A 16745-nucleotide genomic window follows, 5' to 3' on the forward strand; every position below is an offset into this window, starting at 1 on the left:
CGCTGATGGTACTGCACTCGTGAGGGTGTGGGAGAGTAAGACACCGCCGACACATTTCCAACAGGGTGGGGGCTGGTCGATTCTGTCCGGTAAGGGCAGAAATCGACCGGCCCCCGCCCTTTTTTTGTTCCTTCATCATGATCTGTCCCGGCACCGTTGATCATCGTGGCGCGGTGCCCGGCGCAGCTCACAACGCCAGTGGGTTTACGCTGGTGGTGCTCAGTTTTTCCAGGCGTTCCAGGAGGTCCGGTGTCCGGTTCCAACGACGATCGTGGCGATTTCCGCCGCGGGGCCGGTACCGGCCGCAGCGGTGCGGGACACCGCGGCCAAGGACACCGCGGCCAAGGCGGAGGCGGGTACGACCGCGGACGAGGTGGTGACCCGCGTCGTCGGTCCGATGGCCGGGGCAGGGACGACCGCTTCGGCGGTGACCGGCGCCCTGGTGGTTCGCGCGACAACAGGGACAACCGGGGCGGCGACCGCCGCGACTCGGGCCGGGACCGGTTCCGCGGCGACGACCGCTCCCGCCGGTTCGACCACCGCGACGACCGGGGGCGCGGTTTCGGCGACCGGCGTCGCGACGATGACCGGGGACGTGGCGATTTCCGGCGCGACGATCGCCGGGATGACCGCGGTGGCCGTGGTTTCGACCGGCGCGACGATCGCGGTGGCCGCGGTTTCGACCGCCGAGACGACCGGCGCGGGCGGGACGACGACCGCCGTCGGGACGACCGGGGCCGGGGGAACGACTTCCGCCGCGATGACCGGCGCGGACAGGACAACCGAGGCGGTGGGTTCCGCCGCGACGACGACCGCGGGCGCGGGGACTTCCGCCGCGACGACCGCCGGGGGCGCGATTCCGGGCGCCGCGACGATCGGGGCGGTTTCGACCGGCGTCGCGATGATGACCGGGGACGTGGCGATTTCCGGCGCGACGATCGCCGGGACGATCGTGGTGGCCGTGGTTTCGACCGGCGCGACGACCGGCGTGGGCGGGACGACGACCGCCGTCGCGACGACCGGGGCCGCGATGACCGGGGCCGGGGCGGCGACTTCCGCCGCGACGACCGGGGTGGCGACCGCCGCGGCGAGGACCGCCGGGGTCGGGACTTCACGGGTCGTCCGCGCGATGACCGGGACGGTCGTCGGGACCGGCGGGACGACCGCGGCCCGCGGGACCGGGATTTCCGCGACCGCCGGGACGACCGAGGCCCGCGTCGGGACGACGACCGGGGACCGCGCCGCGATGACGACCGAGGTCCGCGCCGGGACGACCGGGGACCGCGTCGGGACCGCGACGATCGCGGTCCGCGTCGCGATGACCGGACCGACCGCGGGCCCCGGCGGGATGACCGGGGACCGCGTCCGCAGCGCGAGGAGCGCAACGCGGCCAAGGCGGAGTCCACCCAGGCCAAGCCGAAGGAGCCGCAGCTCCCGGAGGGCGTCCAGGTCGCGGACCTGGACGACGAGGTCCGGCGCGAGCTGCGCACCTTGCCGCGCGGTCTGGCGGACAACGTGGCGCTGCACCTGGTCGCCTCCGGCCAGCTCATCGACGAGGACCCGCAGCGCGCGCTGGAGCACACCCGCTACGCGCGGCAGAAGGCCTCGCGGATCGCGCCGGTGCGGGAGGCCAACGGGCTCGCCGCCTACCTCGCCGGTGAGTGGAACGAGGCGCTGAGCGAGCTGCGCACGGCTCGACGGCTCACCGGTGGCCCGGGCAACATGGCGATCATGGCCGATTGCGAGCGCGCGATGGGCCGACCGGAGCGCGCGCTGGAGATCGGCCGCAGCCAGGAGGCCACCGAGCTCGACCGCGAGGAAACGGTGGAGCTGCGCATCGTGATGGCCGGCGCCCGGCGCGATCTCGGTGAGATCGACGCCGCGGTGGTCGGGCTGCAGCTCCCGGAGCTCGATCCGCAGCGCGAGGACCCGTGGAGCGCCCGGCTGTTCTACGCCTACGCCGACAACCTGCTGGCCGCCGACCGGATCCAGGAGGCGTTCACCTGGTTCGTCCACGCGGCGCACGCCGACGACGAGGGCGAGACCGACGCCCCCGCGCGCCTCGACGAGCTGGTCGAGAAGCTCGGCGGGCCCGAGGCGGCCGAGGAGCTCGTGACCGAGGCCGAAGCCGCGCTCGGCATCGAGTTCGAGGAGGACGACGAGGACTCCGGCTCGGCTGAGTCCGACCCGACCGAGCCGGAGACGTCCGCGGCCGATGCCGAGGAGCACGCGGACGGGGCGGAGCGGGCCGGGGCCGATGCCGAGCCCTCCGACGAGGACGCGACCGAGCGCACCTCGGGCGAGGACGGATCGGAGTCCGGCGCCGGTGCCGACGAGCAGGGAAGTGCGCGCGACCGGTGAGCTCCACCCTGCTCGACGATCACGACGTGGTGCTGTTCGACCTGGACGGCACCGTCTACCGGGGCGGTGAGCTCGTCGCCGGGGCGCTGGAAGCGGTGCGCTCGGTGCACGAGCGCGCCGTGCCGGTCCGCTACGTCACCAACAACGCGTCCAAGCCGGCTCGCGCGGTCGCCGACCACCTGACCGGTCTGGGCTTGGCGGCGGCCCCCGAGGAAGTGAGCACCAGCGCCCAGGCCGGTGCCTCGGTGCTCGCCGCGGAACTGCCCGCCGGGGCGGCGGTGCTGGTGGTCGGCTCCGCGTCGCTGGCCGACGAGGTGGCCGCCGTCGGGCTCGCGCCGGTGCGCCGGGCCGCCGACGAACCGGTGGCGGTGGTGCAGGGCCACTCCACCGGCACGGGCTGGGCCGACCTCGCCGAGGCGTGCCTGGCGATCCGGGCCGGTGCGCGGTGGGTCGCCTGCAACGAGGACCGGACGTTGCCCACCGAGCGCGGTCTGCTGCCGGGCAACGGCGCGATGGTCGCCGCGCTGCGGGCGGCCACCGATCGGGAGCCGCTCGTCGCGGGCAAGCCGGAACGGCCGCTGCTGGACGCCGCGGTGGCCTCGGCGGGGGCGCGCTCGCCGCTGATGGTGGGCGATCGGCTCGACACCGACATCGCGGGCGCGGTCACCGCCGGGATGCCGTCGCTGATGGTGCTCACCGGGGTGCACCAGGCGGTCGACCTGCTGGCCGCGCCGGAGGGCCTGCGGCCCGACCACCTCGCCGCCGATCTGAGCGCGCTGCACCGGCCGGCCGCGGAGACCCGGATCGCCGCCGCGGCGGGCTGGGCCGCGCGGGTCGAGGGCGGTGCGCTGGAGCTGTCCGGCGATGGTGACGCGCTGTCGGCGCTGCGCGCGTTGTGCGCGCGGCGGTGGGCTGCGGGCAGCGGGCCGTTACCGGTCCGCGCCGCCGACGAGCGGGCCGGTGCGGTGCTGGTGGAGCTGGGTCTGAGCTGACCCGTTCCGCTCGCGTCGGATAGCGTGGACAGGTCGCCGTGGGTGATCAGCGGCGCGATCGAAGGCAGGAACCATGACCTCTCCGGAACACCCGACTCCGGCGGTGCTGGCGCGGCGCGGCGACGACGGCCAGGCGGCGGTGGAGGCGGTCGAGGCCGCCGTGGCCGAACTGGACGCGGTGCGCGAGGCGCCCGTCGCCGAGCACGTCGAGCGGTTCGAGGCGGTGCACTCGGCGCTGACCGGTGCGCTCTCCCACGCCGACCACCTGCTGTCGACGACCAGCGGCGACAGGAGCTGACGTGCCGCGCAGGTTGCGATTGGATGCCGAGCTCGTCCGGCGCGGGTTGGCGCGCTCCCGCGAGCACGCGTCCGAGCTCGTGGCGGCGGGCCGGGTCAGCGTGCGCGGGATGGTCGCGCACAAGTCGGCGACCGCGGTGGCGACCGACGCGCCGGTGGTGGTCGCCGAGGACGTCGAGGACCCGGGCTGGGCGTCGCGCGGTGCGCACAAGCTGGTCGGTGCGCTGGAGGCGTTCGAGCCCGATGGGCTGGCGGTCGCGGGCCGGCGGTGCCTGGACGCGGGCGCGTCCAACGGCGGGTTCACCGACGTGCTGCTGCGCCGCGAGGCCGCCGCGGTGGTGGCCGTCGACGTCGGGTACGGCCAGCTCGACTGGAAGCTGCGCACCGACGACCGGGTCGTGGTGCGGGACCGCACCAACGTCCGCTCGCTGACCGCCGAGGACATCGGTGGCCCGGTGGACCTGGTGGTCGCCGATCTCTCCTTCATCTCGCTCAAGCTGGTGCTGCCCGCGTTGATCGGCTGCGCCGGGCCGGGTGCGGACGTGGTGCCGATGGTCAAGCCGCAGTTCGAGGTCGGCAAGCAGCGGCTCGGTTCCGGTGGCGTGGTGCGCGACCCGGCGCTGCGCGAGGAGGCGGTGCTGGACGTGGTGCGCTTCGGCGCCGAGCACGGCTTCGGCCTGCGCGGCGTGGTGGCCAGCCCGCTGCCCGGACCGTCCGGCAACGTCGAGTACTTCGCCTGGCTGCGCTCGGGCCCGGGTGCGGTCGACGCGGCGGAACTGGTCGCCGAGGCCGTCCGGTCCGGCCCGCAGACCCCGGTCAAGGGCGCGAAGGGCGGCGCCCGGTGACCCGGCAGGTGCTGCTGGTGGTGCACACCGGCAGGCAGCACAACCTCCGCACCGCCGACCACGTGGCGACCCGGCTGATCGAGGCCGGGATGCGGGTCCGGGTGCTCGCCGAGGAGGCGCCCGAGCTCGATCCGGACTGCTACGCGCAGGTGGTGGCGCCGGGCGGACGCGCCGCCGAGGGCACCGAGGTGGTCCTGGTGCTGGGCGGCGACGGCACGCTGCTGCGCGCCGCCGAACTGGCGCGGCCCACCGGGGTGCCGGTGTTCGGCGTCAACCTGGGGCGCGTCGGGTTCCTGGCCGGGGCCGATTCCGACGACCTCGACGAGGCGATCAACGCGGTCGTCGAGGGCCGCTACCACGTCGAGGAGCGGATGACCCTGGAGGTCACCGCCACCCTGGACGGCGCACTGCTGGCGCAGACCTGGGCGCTCAACGAAGCCAGCCTGGAGAAGACCCTGCGGGAGCGCATCCTGGACGTGGTGGTCGAGGTCGACGGCCACCCGGTCTCGACCTACGGCTGCGACGGGGTGCTGTGCTCGACGCCGACCGGCTCCACCGCCTACGCGTTCTCGGCGGGCGGACCGGTGGTGTGGCCGGAGGTGGAGGCGCTGCTGGTGGTGCCGAGCAACGCGCACGCGCTGTTCGCCCGGCCGCTGGTGGTGTCCCGCCGCTCGCAGGTCGCCTTGGAGCTCGACCAGAACGGGCCCGACGCGGTGCTGTCCTGCGACGGGCAGCGGCACGTCGACCTGCCGCCGGGAGCGCGGGTCGAGGTGGTCGCGGGCGGTAGTCCGCTGCGCCTGGTCAGGCTGCACGACACCGCTTTCACCGACCGGCTGGTGCGCAAGTTCGAGCTGCCCGTGCACGGATGGCGCGGCCCGGTCGTCGACTGATCGCGCCGCTCGGGCACAGCGCGCTGATCGCACTGGCGGGCCCCCGGTCGCGATCCCGGGGGACTAGGGTGCGTGATGTGTTGGCGGAGATGCGGATCCAGGGACTGGGCGTCATCGACGACGCAACGCTCGAACTGCACACGGGGTTGACCGTGGTCACCGGTGAGACCGGCGCGGGCAAGACGATGGTGGTCACCGGCCTGCACCTGCTCAGCGGGGGACGCGCGGACGCGTCGCGGGTGCGGACGGGCGCGCAGCGCGCGGTGGTGGAGGGTCGGTTCGAGACGACCCCGGATTCCCCGGCGGCGAAGGTCGCCACCGGTGCCGGTGCCCAGCCCGACGACGACGGCAGCCTGCTCGCGTTGCGCACGATGACCGCCGACGGCCGGTCCCGCGCCCACCTCGGCGGCCGCTCGGTGCCCAACGCGGTGCTCGCCGAGCTCGCCGACCAGGTGCTCGCGGTGCACGGCCAGAACGACCAGCTCCGCTTGACGCGCTCCGGCGAGCAGCGCGCCGTGCTGGACCGGTTCGCCGGTTCGCCGGTGCTGCACCCGCTCGCGGAGTACCAGCGGGTCCGGGCCGAGTGGGTGGCGGCCGCCCGGGAGCTGGCGGAGCGCACCGAGCGGTCCCGCGAACTGGCCCGGGAGGCGGATCTGCTGCGCCACGGGCTCGCCGAGATCGAAGCGGTGAACCCCGAACCGGGCGAGGACGCCGCGCTGGTCGACGAGGCCCGCAGGCTCGCCGACGTCGACCAGCTCCGCGAGCTCGCGACCGGGGCGCAGCTGGCGCTGTCCGGCGCGGTGGACGGGGATCCGGACGCGCCCGGCGCGATCGGCCTGGTCGGTGAGGCGCGGCGCCGGCTCGCCGGGGCGGAGGACCCGGTGCTGCGCGAACTCGAACCCCGGGTGGCCGAGGCGGCGGCGGTGCTGGCCGACGTCGGCGGCGAGCTCGCCGCGTACCTGGACCGGCTGGACGCCGACCCGGCCCGGCTGGAGCAGGTGCTCGCCCGGCAGGCCGAGCTCAAGCAGCTCACCAGGAAGTACGCCGCGGACGTCGACGGGGTGCTGGCGTGGGCCGAGGACGCCCGCGGCCGGTTGTCCGGGATGGACACCTCGGAGGAGGCGATCGCGGCGCTGGCCGCCCGGCGCGACGAGCTGGCCGCCGAGCTGGCCGAGCACGCGCGCGTGGTCTCGGCGGCCCGCGCCGAGGCCGCCGGGCGGCTCGCCGAGGCGGTGACCGCCGAGCTGGCCGGGCTGGCGATGCAGCAGGCCCGGCTGGAGGTGGTGGTGCGGCTGCGGGAGACCGACCACGAGGACTCCTGCGCGCTGCCGCTGGACGGCGCGACCGTGCACGCCGGGACCGAGGGCGTCGACGAGGTCGAGCTGCACCTGGTCGCGCACTCCGGGGCCCCGTCGCTGCCGATCCACAAGGGCGCCTCCGGCGGTGAGCTGTCCCGGGTGATGCTGGCCCTGGAGGTGGTGCTCGCCGACGCGGACACGGTGCCCACGCTGGTCTTCGACGAGGTGGACGCCGGGGTCGGCGGCCGGGCGGCGGTGGAGATCGGCCGCAGGCTGGCCCGGTTGGCGCGCACCCACCAGGTCGTCGTGGTGACCCACCTGCCGCAGGTGGCCGCCTACGCCGACCGGCACCTGGTGGTGGACAAGAGCTCGGCCGACGGTGGGCTGACCCGCAGCGACGTCCGGGTCGTCGACGACGACCGGCGGGTCGTGGAGCTGGCCCGGATGCTCGCCGGGCTGGAGTCCACCGAGACCGGCCGCGCCCACGCCGAGGAGCTGCTGAACACCGCCGCCGAGCACAAGGCTGAGCGGGGACGACGGCCGAAAGGCCGATCCGCCACCCGTAACGGTTAGGCCGAACGGCTGAAGGGTCTACCGGCGTTCCGGCCGATCGGTTACGGCGTGGCGGACCGGGAAGCGGTGTTCGGTTTGTCACCATCGCCGCATGAAGCTCAGCGGTCTGCTCCCCCGGCAGCAGGTGGACCTGCCCGGGGTGTCCGGACCCGCCCGGGTCGAGCGCAGGTCGGACGACCTGCTGCGGCGGGCCCGGCCGGGTGACGTCCTGATCATCGACCACGCCGACCTGGACCGGCGCACCGCCGAGGCGCTGGTCGCCGCCGACGTGGTGGCGGTGGTCAACGCGGCCCCGTCGATCTCCGGTCGCTACCCCAACCTCGGCCCGGAGGTGCTGCTGGCCGCCGGGGTCGTCCTCGTCGACGGCGTCGGCACCGGGGTGCTGCACCGGCTCAAGGACGGCACCCGGGTCCGGGTGCACGAGGGCGCGGTGTTCGCCGGCGACCGCGAGATCGCGCGCGGCACCGAGCAGACCCCCGACTCGGTGGCGGACCTGCTGATCGAGGCCAAGGCCGGGATGTCCACCCAGCTGGAGGCGTTCTCGGCCAACACCATCGAGTTCCTGCGCCGGGAGCGGACGCTGATTCTGGACGGCGTCGGCGTGCCCGAGGTGGACGTCTCGGTGGTGGGCAGGCACGTGGTGGTCGTCGCACCGGGCTACGGCCACGCCGACGACCTCAAGCGGCTCCGGCGCTACCTCCGCGAGTACCGGCCGGTGCTGGTCGGCGTCGAGGGCGGTGCCGAGACGCTGCGCGCCGCCGGGTTCCGCCCGGACCTCATCGTCGGCGACCCGGGCGCGATCAGCGCCGAAGCGCTGCGCTGCGGTGCCGAGGTGGTCGTCCCGGCGCACTTGGACGGCCACGCCCCGGGGCTGGAGCGGATCCAGGACCTCGGGGTCGGCGCGGTGACCTTCCCCGCCTCCGGCAACCCCGAGGACCTGGCGCTGCTGCTGGCCGACGCCCACGGCGCCGAACTCGTGGTCACCGTCGGGTTCCAGGCCACCCTGCACGAGTTCCTGGACCGGGGGCGGCTGGGGTCCAACCCGTCGACGTTCCTGACCCGGCTGCGGCTGGGCAGCAAGGTCCTGGACGGGGCCGCGGTGGTCGCGCTGCAGCGGGCCCGGATCTCCACCGCCTCGGTGCTCGCGCTGGTCCTGGCGGTGCTGCTGGTGGCGGTGCTCGCGCTGGTGGTGACCGGGGTGGCCGACGGGATGCTGCTGGTGCTCGGTGACGCGGGCGGTTCGACGTGGACCTACCTGAGGGGGTTGTTCGGGTGATCTCGATGCGCGGGCACGTCGTGTCGATCACGGCGGTCTTCCTGGCGCTGGCGCTGGGCGTGGTGCTCGGTTCCACCTCGGTCAGCGAACGCCTGCTCACGGCGGTGGCCGGGGACGCGGGCTCGTTGCGGGAGCAGGTCGACGAGCTGCGCGCCGAGCGCGCGGTGCTGCAGGCTCGCCTCGCCGACGCCGACGGGTTCAGCGCGGCGGTCGGTCCGCGCGCGGTGTCCGGGCTGCTCGACGGCGGCAGCGTCGTGCTGATCAGCACCCCCGACGTCGCCCCGGAGCACCGCGAGCAGGTCCGGGAGCTGCTCGGCGCCGCGGGTGCCGAGGTCACCGGCGCGCTGGAGCTCACCGGCGGCATCACCGACCCGAGCCGCGTCGACCAGCTCCGGCGGGTGGTCACCGAGCTGCTGCCCGCCGGGGCGCAGCTGCCCACCGCCGCCGATCCGGGCACGCTGGCCGGTGCCCTGGTCGCGCCGCTGGCGCTGGTGGACCCGGCCGACGGGCGACCGCGCACCTCCGGCGAGGAGCGGGCCGCGGCGTTCGCCGGCCTGGCCACCGGCGGTTTCCTCACCGCCTCACCCGACCTCCGGCCCGCCCAGCAGGCCGTGGTGCTCACCGGTGGCCGTCCCGGCGCCGACGACGCCGAGGACCGCGCGATCACGCTGGCCCGGTTCACCACCCAGCTCGACGCCGCCGGTGGTGGGGCGGTGCTCGCCGGGGCGGGCGCGGTCGCGGGCACTTCGGTCCCGGTGGGCGCCGCCCGGGCCGATCCCTCGATCTCCTCGGTGGTCTCGACCGTCGACAACCTCGAGGCGGCGGCCGGCCGGGTCGCGGTGGTGCTGGCGCTGCGGGAGCAGCGCGACGGCCGGGCCGGGCACTACGGGGTCGCCGCCAACGCCCAGGGGCCGGTGCCCGACGAGCGGGGCTGACACCCCCGCCCGGGCACGTCCTCCGGGCGGCCGCTCGATCCGCCCGTGCCGGGAAGGCTGTGACGAACGTGACGGCCGCGTCCGCTGGGGTGTGAGCCGGGGCGGCCGGTGCGGGGCCTGGTGGGCGGGTGCTGGGATGTGCGTTAGGCTGGAATCCCGTGGGAGCGACGGATCAGCCGTCCTGCCAGCGCAAACTTCCAGCCCGGCGACGGTTTGACCACGGGGAGCTTTTGTTGGTGCCGCACGCACGCACGATCAAGCATGTGTTCGTTACGGGAGGCGTCGCCTCCTCCTTGGGCAAGGGGCTCACGGCGTCCAGCCTGGGTGAACTGCTCACTTCCCGCGGTCTGCGGGTGACGATGCAGAAGCTCGATCCATATCTGAACGTCGACCCGGGAACGATGAACCCGTTCCAGCACGGCGAGGTCTTCGTCACCGAGGACGGTGCCGAGACCGACCTGGACATCGGGCACTACGAGCGGTTCCTCGACCGCGACCTGACCCGCAACGCCAACGTCACCACCGGCCAGGTGTACTCGTCGGTGATCGCCAAGGAACGGCGCGGCGAGTACCTCGGCGACACGGTGCAGGTCATCCCGCACATCACCGACCAGATCCAGAGCCGCATCCGCGCGATGGCCGAGCCGGACGAGGACGGCCGCACGCCGGACGTGGTGATCACCGAGGTGGGGGGCACCGTCGGTGACATCGAGTCGCTGCCGTTCCTGGAGGCCTGCCGCCAGGTGCGCCACGACGTCGGCCGGGACAACTGCTTCTTCCTGCACGTCTCCCTGGTGCCGTACCTGGCGCCCTCCGGCGAGCTCAAGACCAAGCCCACCCAGCACTCGGTGGCGGCGCTGCGCAACATCGGCATCCAGCCCGACGCGCTGGTCTGCCGGGCCGACCGGGACCTCCCGGAGGACCTCAAGCGCAAGATCGCGTTGATGTGCGACGTCGAGTCCGACGGCGTGGTGGCCTGCCCGGACGCCCCGTCGATCTACGACATCCCGAAGGTGCTGCACCGCGAGGGCCTCGACGCCTTCCTGGTGCGGCGGCTGGGCCTGCCGTTCCGCGACGTCGACTGGTCGGTGTGGGGCGATCTGCTGGACCGGGTCCACAACCCGGCGGAGAAGGTGCGGATCGCGCTCGTCGGCAAGTACGTCGACCTGCCCGACGCCTACCTGTCGGTCACCGAGGCGCTGCGCGCCGGTGGCTTCGCCCACCGCGCGAAGGTGGAGATCGCCTGGGTGCCCTCCGACACGTGCGAGACCGACGCCGGTGCGGCGCAGGCGCTGTCCGGGATGGACGGGGTGCTGATCCCGGGCGGGTTCGGCGTCCGCGGCATCGAGGGCAAGCTGGGCGCGATCCGCTACGCCCGCACCAACCGCATCCCGGCGCTGGGCCTGTGCCTGGGCCTGCAGTGCATGGTGATCGAGACGGCGCGGTCGCTGGCCGGGCTGGAACGGGCCAACTCCACGGAGTTCGAGGAGCCCTGCAAGCACCCGGTGATCAGCACGATGGCCGATCAGCGCGACGTGCTCGCCGGGGACCGCGACATGGGCGGGACGATGCGACTGGGTTCCTACCCGGCGCTGCTCAAGTCCGGTTCGGTGGTGGCCAAGGCCTACGGGGAGACCGAGATCGCCGAGCGGCACCGGCACCGCTACGAGGTCAACAACAGCTACCGGGACAAGCTGGGCAAGGCGGGGATGGTCTTCTCCGGGACTTCGCCGGACGGGCGGCTGGTGGAGTTCGTGGAGCTGCCCGAGGAGCAGCACCCGTTCTTCGTCGGCACCCAGGCGCACCCGGAGCACAAGAGCCGCCCGACCCGGCCGCACCCGCTGTTCGCGGCATTCGTCAAGGCGGCGCTGGACTACCAGGCGCAGGGCCGGTTGCCGGTGGAGCTGCCGGAGGAGGAACCGGCCGCGAGCGTGTGATCGGTGCGGGTCGTAGGGTGATCCGGTGACCCCCACCGATCACCCCGGCTCCGGCCCGGTCGCCCGCACCGGCGGTGCGCACGAGTTCAGCACGGTCAGCAGCACCGACGTCTACGTCGGCAAGATCCTCGCGCTGCGCGCGGACGAGGTCGCGATGCCCGGCGGCGGCCAGGCCCGCCGCGAGGTGGTGGAGCACTACGGCGCGGTCGCCGTCGTCGCGGTGGACGACGCGGACCAGGTGGTGCTCGTCCACCAGTACCGCTACCCGTTCGGGCGACGGCTGTGGGAACTGCCCGCGGGCTTGCTCGACGTCGAGGCCGAACCACCGCTGCGGACCGCGCAGCGCGAGCTGGCCGAGGAGGCCGGGGTGGCCGCCGAGCACTGGGAGCTGCTCGTCGACGTCGACACCTCGCCCGGGTTCAGCGACGAGAGCGTGCGGGTCTTCCTGGCCACCGGGCTGTCCGACGTGGCGCTGCCGGACGCGGTCGGCGACGAGGAGGCCGACCTGGTGGTCCGGCGGTTCCCGCTGGCCGAGGCGGTGGCGATGGTGCTGGCCGGGGAGATCGTCAACGGCCCGGCGGTGGGCGGTCTGCTCGCGGCGCAGGCGGTCCGCACCGGCCAGGCGCGGGGACGTCCGGCCGACGCGCCGTGGATCGACCGGCCGAGCAGGTTCCGGGCCCGCGGCTGACCGGTCAGCGGAGCCGGCGCCCGTCGGAGTCGGTGCTCTCGGTGCTCAGCAGGACGATCCCGTCGATCAGGCACCAGATGACCGCGGCCAGGGTGCCCAGCCCGCACGGCAGGATGCCGAGCCAGAACAGCAGGAGCTGGATCACGGCGACGTTGGTGTGCCCGGTGTAGAACCGGCCGATGCCGAACGGCAGGAAGATCTGCAGCAGCCCGGCGGCGACCTTCGTCTTGTCCGACAGGCCGAAGTCGTAGCCCGGCGGCGGGGCCGGCCCGAAACCGGTCGGCGGCGGGGGCGGTGGGGCGAACCCCGGCGTCGGGGCCAGGAACGGCGGGTGCGGCGCGGGCAGGTCGGTGAACAGCCCGGCGAGCTCGGCCGTGGTCCGGGCGTACGAGGCGGTGGAGACCCGCTGCTCGTACTCCTCCAGGTCCAGCCGACCCTGCGCGTAGTGTTCACCCAGCAGCTGGATGGTCGACTGGCGCTCGTTGTCCCCGATCCGGATCTCCCCGGAGCCCCCATGCGTCACATCCACCACAGTAGTACGTTCGGCAACCGAGGAGAGCCGGGTGAACGCATTCGAGGGTGTCCCGGACGGGGTGCGCGCCGCGCTGGCCGGATACCTCGACCACCTCGCGGTGGAGCGCGGCGCCGCCCGCAGCACGCTCGACTCCTACACCCGGGACCTGCGGCGCTACGGCGAGTTCCTGGTGCGCCGGGGCGTCGGCGAGCTGGCCCAGGTCCGGCCCGGGCACCTCACCGACTTCCTCGCCGAGCTGCGCGACGGGTCCGCGGAGCGACCGCCGCTGGCCGCTTCGTCGGCGGCCCGGACGCTGGTGGCCGCGCGCGGGCTGCACCGCTTCGCGCTCGCCGAGGGCCTGGTGGAGGTCGACGTCGCCCGGGAGCTCTCGCCGCCCGCCCCGCCGCGCCGGCTGCCCAAGGCGCTGCCGGTCGACGACGTCGCCCGCCTGCTGGAGCACACCGGCAGCGCCGACGATCCGCGCGGACTGCGCGATCGCGCGCTGCTGGAGCTGCTCTACTCCTCCGGGGCGCGGATCTCCGAGGCGATCGGGCTCGACCTCGACGACCTCGACGACACCGACCGCACGGTGCTGCTCGACGGCAAGGGCGGCAGGCAGCGGTTGGTCCCGGTGGGGCGGCCCGCGCTGGAGGCGGTGCAGGCCTACCTGGTGCGGGCGCGGCCCGGGCTGGTGGCGGCGGGCCGGGGTTCGTCGGCGCTGTTCCTCAACCGCAGGGGTTCCCGGTTGTCCCGGCAGAGCGCCTGGCAGGCGTTGAAGGCGGCGGCCGCGCGGGCCGGGATCGGCCACGACGTCTCACCGCACGTGCTGCGGCACAGCTTCGCCACGCACCTGATCGAAGGCGGGGCGGACGTCCGCGTGGTGCAGGAACTGCTCGGCCACGCCTCGGTCACCACGACCCAGGTCTACACCCTGATCACCGCGAACACGCTCCGCGAGGTCTACGCGACGGCGCACCCCCGGGCCCACGCGACGGGGTGATCGCCGGAATGGCGGGGCGGCGGGAATGGGGGTAAAGCTGATCACAGCACCTCAACCGCATTTCCGACACCTCGGCGGGGCACGTTGCCGCTGGTCGTGAATGCCGCTTAGGCTGCTTTTGATCGCCACCGGCAGAGAAGGAGTCAGATCGCCATGTCGGTACCGCAGCCCTCCGCCGATGGGCGGAACCGGGGCGCGGTCGACCTGAGCATCGCCCCGGAAGCAGCCGGGCCCCCGGAGGAGGTGGACCTCACGCCGGGTTCCTCCGGTGGCATCGGTCCCACTGGTCGGCCACGTCGGCGCATTCCCGAACCCCCGCTGCTGGACCGGCACGGTCCCGCGTCGGTGCTGGCGATGTGCAACCAGAAGGGCGGCGTCGGGAAGACCACGTCGACGATCAACCTCGGCGCCGCGCTGGCCGAGTACGGCCGCCGCGTGCTGCTGGTGGACTTCGACCCGCAGGGCGCGCTGTCGGTGGGGCTGGGCGTCCAACCGCACCAGCTCGAGCAGACGATCTACAACGTCATCATGGAGCGGTCGGTGAGCATCCAGGACGTGGTGCGGCCGACCACGACGGCGGGCATGGACCTGCTGCCCAGCAACATCGACCTGTCGGCCGCCGAGGTGCAGCTCGTCGCCGAGGTCGGTCGCGAGCAGACGCTGCGCCGGGTGCTGCACCCGGTGATGGGCGAGTACGACTACGTGCTGGTCGACTGCCAGCCCTCGCTGGGGCTGCTGACGGTCAACGCGCTGGCCGCCGCCGACGGCGTGATCATCCCGCTGGAGTGCGAGTTCTTCAGCCTGCGCGGGGTCGCGCTGCTCATCGACACGATCGAGAAGGTCCAGGAGCGGCTGAACCCGTCGCTGGAGATCAGCGGCATCCTGGCGACCATGTTCGATCCGCGCACGCTGCACTCCCGGGAGGTGATGGCGCGGGTGGTGGAGGCGTTCGGCGAGACCGTCTTCGACGCCGTGATCAACCGCACCGTCCGGTTCCCGGAGACCACGGTCGCCGGGGAGCCGATCACCCGGTGGGCACCGCGCTCGGCGGGTGCGCAGGCCTACCGCGCCCTGGCCCGCGAGGTGATCGCCCGGTGAGCGGCGTGGGACCATGCCCGGGTGGGCCGGGACGCGCAGCGGGTGGGGTCGTGACGAGCACGGGGGAGGCGGGGTGACCCGGAGGGCTCCGCTGCCCGGTGCCGCCGAGCTGTTCCGCACCACGGCCGCTCGCCCCGCCCGGACCGAGGAGGTGCCGCCGGGGCCGGCGCGCACCGGGTCGGGTCGGCGCAAGCACGACGCGAAGATCACCGTGTACCTGTCCGACGACGAGCTGCTGGCGCTGGAGCAGGCCCGCCTGGCGCTGCGCGCCGAGCACGGCATCGCGGTCGACCGCGGTCGGGTGGTGCGCGAGGCCGTCGCCGTGGTGCTCGCCGATCTGGACCGGCGCGGCGCCGATTCGGTCCTGGTCCAGCGGCTGGGGGAGGAATCAGCCGGGTGACCGGGACCGACCTCGCGGGGCAGGCCTCCGAGCCGGTGCAGCAGGACGGCTTCACGGTGCGGCTGGACAACTTCGAAGGCCCCTTCGACCTGCTGCTCCAGCTCATCTCCCAGCACCAGCTCGACGTCACGGAAGTGGCGTTGCACCAGGTCACCGACGAGTTCATCGCCTACACCAGGACGCTGGGCGAGCACTGGGACCTCAACGAGATCACCGAGTTCCTGGTGGTCGCCGCGACGCTGCTGGACCTCAAGGCGGCCCGGCTGCTGCCCGCCGCGGACGTGGAGGACGAGGAGGACCTGGCGCTGCTGGAGGCGCGCGACCTGCTGTTCGCCCGGCTGCTGCAGTACCGCGCCTACAAGCAGGTCGCGGCGCTCTTCGGCGAGCTGGAGGCCGGTGCGCTGCGCCGCTACCCGCGCGCGGTGTCGCTGGAGGAGCGCTTCGAGAGCCTGCTGCCCGAAGTGGTGATCGGCGTCGGCCCGGAGCGCTTCGCCGAGGTGGCCGCCGCGGTGTTCCGGCCGAAACCGCCGCCGACGGTGTCGCTGGAGCACCTGCACCAGCACCAGGTGTCGGTGCGCGAGCACGCCGCGCTGCTGCGGGTGCGGCTGGCCGAGCGGGGCGTGGCGACGTTCACCGAGCTGGTCGCCGACTGCGGGCACGCGGTGGAGATCGTGGCCCGGTTCCTGGCGCTGCTGGAGCTCTACCGGGAGCAGGTGGTGCGCTTCGACCAGGAGGACCCGCTCGGCGAGCTGGTCGTGCACTGGGTCGGCGGGTCCGTCGAGCAGGCGCAGGCCGATGCCGAGGCGCAGCGGGCCAGGCAGGACGAGGAGGAGTACGGGTGAGCGACACCGATCCCGGCGGTTATCCGGCGGTCGACGCCCCGGCGTCGGACCCGGCCGAAGTGGCGGCGACCCCGGAGGCCGACGCGCCGCCCGAGGCCGAGGTCTCGGCCGTTCCGGACCTGGACACCGACGACGCGCTGGACGCCGCGCTGGAGGCGCTGCTGCTGGTGGTGGACGTGCCCGCGGGCGAGGAGCTGCTGGCCGACACCCTGGGGCAGCCGGTCGCGCGGGTGCGCCAGGCGCTGCACCGGCTCTCCGACGCCTACGCCGTCGCCGAGCGCGGCATCGACCTGCGCCGCGCCGGGGACGGCTGGCGCTTCTACACGCGGGAGAAGTACGCGCCGTACGTGGAGCGCTACCTGCTCGACGGCCAACGCACCAAGCTGACCCGCGCCGCGCTGGAGACCCTCGCGGTGATCGCCTACCGCCAGCCGGTGACCCGCTCGCGGGTCGCGGCGGTGCGCGGCGTCAACGTCGACGGCGTGATCCGCACGCTGGTCGGGCGCGGGCTCATCGAGGAGGCGGGCGCCGACGCGGAGACCGGCGGGCACCTGTACTGCACGACGGAGCTGTTCCTGGAGCGGCTCGGGCTGTCCTCGCTCAAGGACCTGCCGCCGCTGGCGCCGCTGCTGCCCGAGGTCGACTCGATCGACGACGTCTGAGCGAAGGCCGCGGAGGCCCCGCGGCGCTGCCGGCCGGCTCCGGAGCCGAGCCGTCGAGCCCCTCCGCGGGGCGTTCGGAAAGGACGTCGGAGACCACCGCGGCATGCGTGGGATACTGGTCGGAGGCAGCCAGCGGG

17 protein-coding genes are annotated in these 16745 nt (G+C 74.2%); 15 read left to right on the forward strand and 2 right to left on the reverse strand.

What is annotated here, in order from left to right:
- Positions 1-219: 219 nt before the first annotated feature.
- Positions 220-1527, reverse strand: coding sequence for a hypothetical protein (locus ABD976_RS14010; RefSeq protein ID WP_345363043.1), 1308 nt, complete (start codon positions 1525-1527; stop codon positions 220-222).
- Here ABD976_RS14010 and ABD976_RS14015 point away from each other — a divergent pair.
- The 10 genes from ABD976_RS14015 (at position 1492) to ABD976_RS14060 (ending at position 12092) form a co-directional block, all read left to right on the forward strand.
- Positions 1492-2361 (forward strand): tetratricopeptide repeat protein, encoded by an 870-nt coding sequence (locus tag ABD976_RS14015; RefSeq protein WP_345363045.1) that lies wholly within the window; start codon positions 1492-1494, stop codon positions 2359-2361. The genes ABD976_RS14010 and ABD976_RS14015 overlap by 36 nt on opposite strands.
- Positions 2358-3353, forward strand: coding sequence for an HAD-IIA family hydrolase (locus ABD976_RS14020; protein WP_345363047.1), 996 nt, complete (start codon positions 2358-2360; stop codon positions 3351-3353). Before ABD976_RS14015 ends, ABD976_RS14020 begins: the two co-directional genes overlap by 4 nt.
- A gap of 73 nt (positions 3354-3426) precedes the next feature.
- Positions 3427-3651, forward strand: coding sequence for a hypothetical protein (locus ABD976_RS14025; protein WP_345363049.1), 225 nt, complete (start codon positions 3427-3429; stop codon positions 3649-3651).
- Position 3652: 1 nt separating this feature from the next.
- On the forward strand, positions 3653-4495 hold the full coding sequence (locus ABD976_RS14030) for a TlyA family RNA methyltransferase (RefSeq protein ID WP_345363051.1): 843 nt from the start codon (positions 3653-3655) through the stop codon (positions 4493-4495).
- Positions 4492-5385, forward strand: a complete 894-nt coding sequence (locus ABD976_RS14035; RefSeq protein ID WP_345363053.1) for an NAD kinase — start codon at positions 4492-4494, stop codon at positions 5383-5385. The genes ABD976_RS14030 and ABD976_RS14035 overlap by 4 nt, the downstream gene beginning before the upstream one ends.
- A 77-nt stretch (positions 5386-5462) precedes the next feature.
- Positions 5463-7256, forward strand: a complete 1794-nt coding sequence (gene recN, locus ABD976_RS14040) for a DNA repair protein RecN (RefSeq protein WP_345363055.1) — start codon at positions 5463-5465, stop codon at positions 7254-7256.
- A 91-nt stretch (positions 7257-7347) separates the two neighbouring features.
- Complete coding sequence (gene steA / locus ABD976_RS14045; protein ID WP_345363057.1) at positions 7348-8532, forward strand: putative cytokinetic ring protein SteA; 1185 nt, start codon at positions 7348-7350, stop codon at positions 8530-8532.
- Entirely contained in the window at positions 8529-9467 is a 939-nt protein-coding gene (locus tag ABD976_RS14050) for a copper transporter (RefSeq protein ID WP_345363060.1), read from the forward strand. Before steA ends, ABD976_RS14050 begins: the two co-directional genes overlap by 4 nt.
- 236 nt (positions 9468-9703) lie before the next feature.
- Positions 9704-11404, forward strand: a complete 1701-nt coding sequence (gene pyrG, locus ABD976_RS14055; RefSeq protein WP_345363062.1) for a CTP synthase — start codon at positions 9704-9706, stop codon at positions 11402-11404.
- A gap of 25 nt (positions 11405-11429) precedes the next feature.
- Positions 11430-12092, forward strand: coding sequence for an NUDIX domain-containing protein (locus tag ABD976_RS14060; RefSeq protein WP_345363064.1), 663 nt, complete (start codon positions 11430-11432; stop codon positions 12090-12092).
- Between the two features lie 4 nt (positions 12093-12096).
- Here the strand turns inward: ABD976_RS14060 and ABD976_RS14065 are convergent, their stop codons facing one another.
- The gene (locus tag ABD976_RS14065) at positions 12097-12615 is read right to left on the reverse strand and encodes a DUF1707 domain-containing protein (protein ID WP_345363066.1); all 519 of its coding nucleotides are present in this window, start codon (positions 12613-12615) and stop codon (positions 12097-12099) included.
- 40 nt (positions 12616-12655) lie between these two features.
- On the opposite strand from ABD976_RS14065, the gene xerD reads away from it, so the two are divergent.
- The 5 genes from xerD (at position 12656) to scpB (ending at position 16608) form a co-directional block, all read left to right on the forward strand.
- Positions 12656-13606, forward strand: a complete 951-nt coding sequence (xerD, locus tag ABD976_RS14070) for a site-specific tyrosine recombinase XerD (RefSeq protein WP_345363068.1) — start codon at positions 12656-12658, stop codon at positions 13604-13606.
- Positions 13607-13759: 153 nt separating this feature from the next.
- Positions 13760-14704 (forward strand): ParA family protein, encoded by a 945-nt coding sequence (locus ABD976_RS14075; RefSeq protein WP_345363070.1) that lies wholly within the window; start codon positions 13760-13762, stop codon positions 14702-14704.
- A 73-nt stretch (positions 14705-14777) separates the two neighbouring features.
- Positions 14778-15104 carry a hypothetical protein gene (locus tag ABD976_RS14080; protein ID WP_345363072.1) on the forward strand — a complete coding sequence of 109 codons (327 nt, stop codon included), beginning with the start codon at positions 14778-14780 and terminating at the stop codon, positions 15102-15104.
- Positions 15101-15946, forward strand: a complete 846-nt coding sequence (locus ABD976_RS14085; protein WP_345363074.1) for a segregation and condensation protein A — start codon at positions 15101-15103, stop codon at positions 15944-15946. Before ABD976_RS14080 ends, ABD976_RS14085 begins: the two co-directional genes overlap by 4 nt.
- Positions 15943-16608 (forward strand): SMC-Scp complex subunit ScpB, encoded by a 666-nt coding sequence (gene scpB, locus ABD976_RS14090; RefSeq protein ID WP_369774743.1) that lies wholly within the window; start codon positions 15943-15945, stop codon positions 16606-16608. Before ABD976_RS14085 ends, scpB begins: the two co-directional genes overlap by 4 nt.
- Positions 16609-16745 lie beyond the last annotated feature (137 nt).

The sequence above is a fragment of the Saccharopolyspora cebuensis genome, from assembly GCF_039542665.1.
Classification (GTDB): domain Bacteria; phylum Actinomycetota; class Actinomycetes; order Mycobacteriales; family Pseudonocardiaceae; genus Saccharopolyspora; species Saccharopolyspora cebuensis.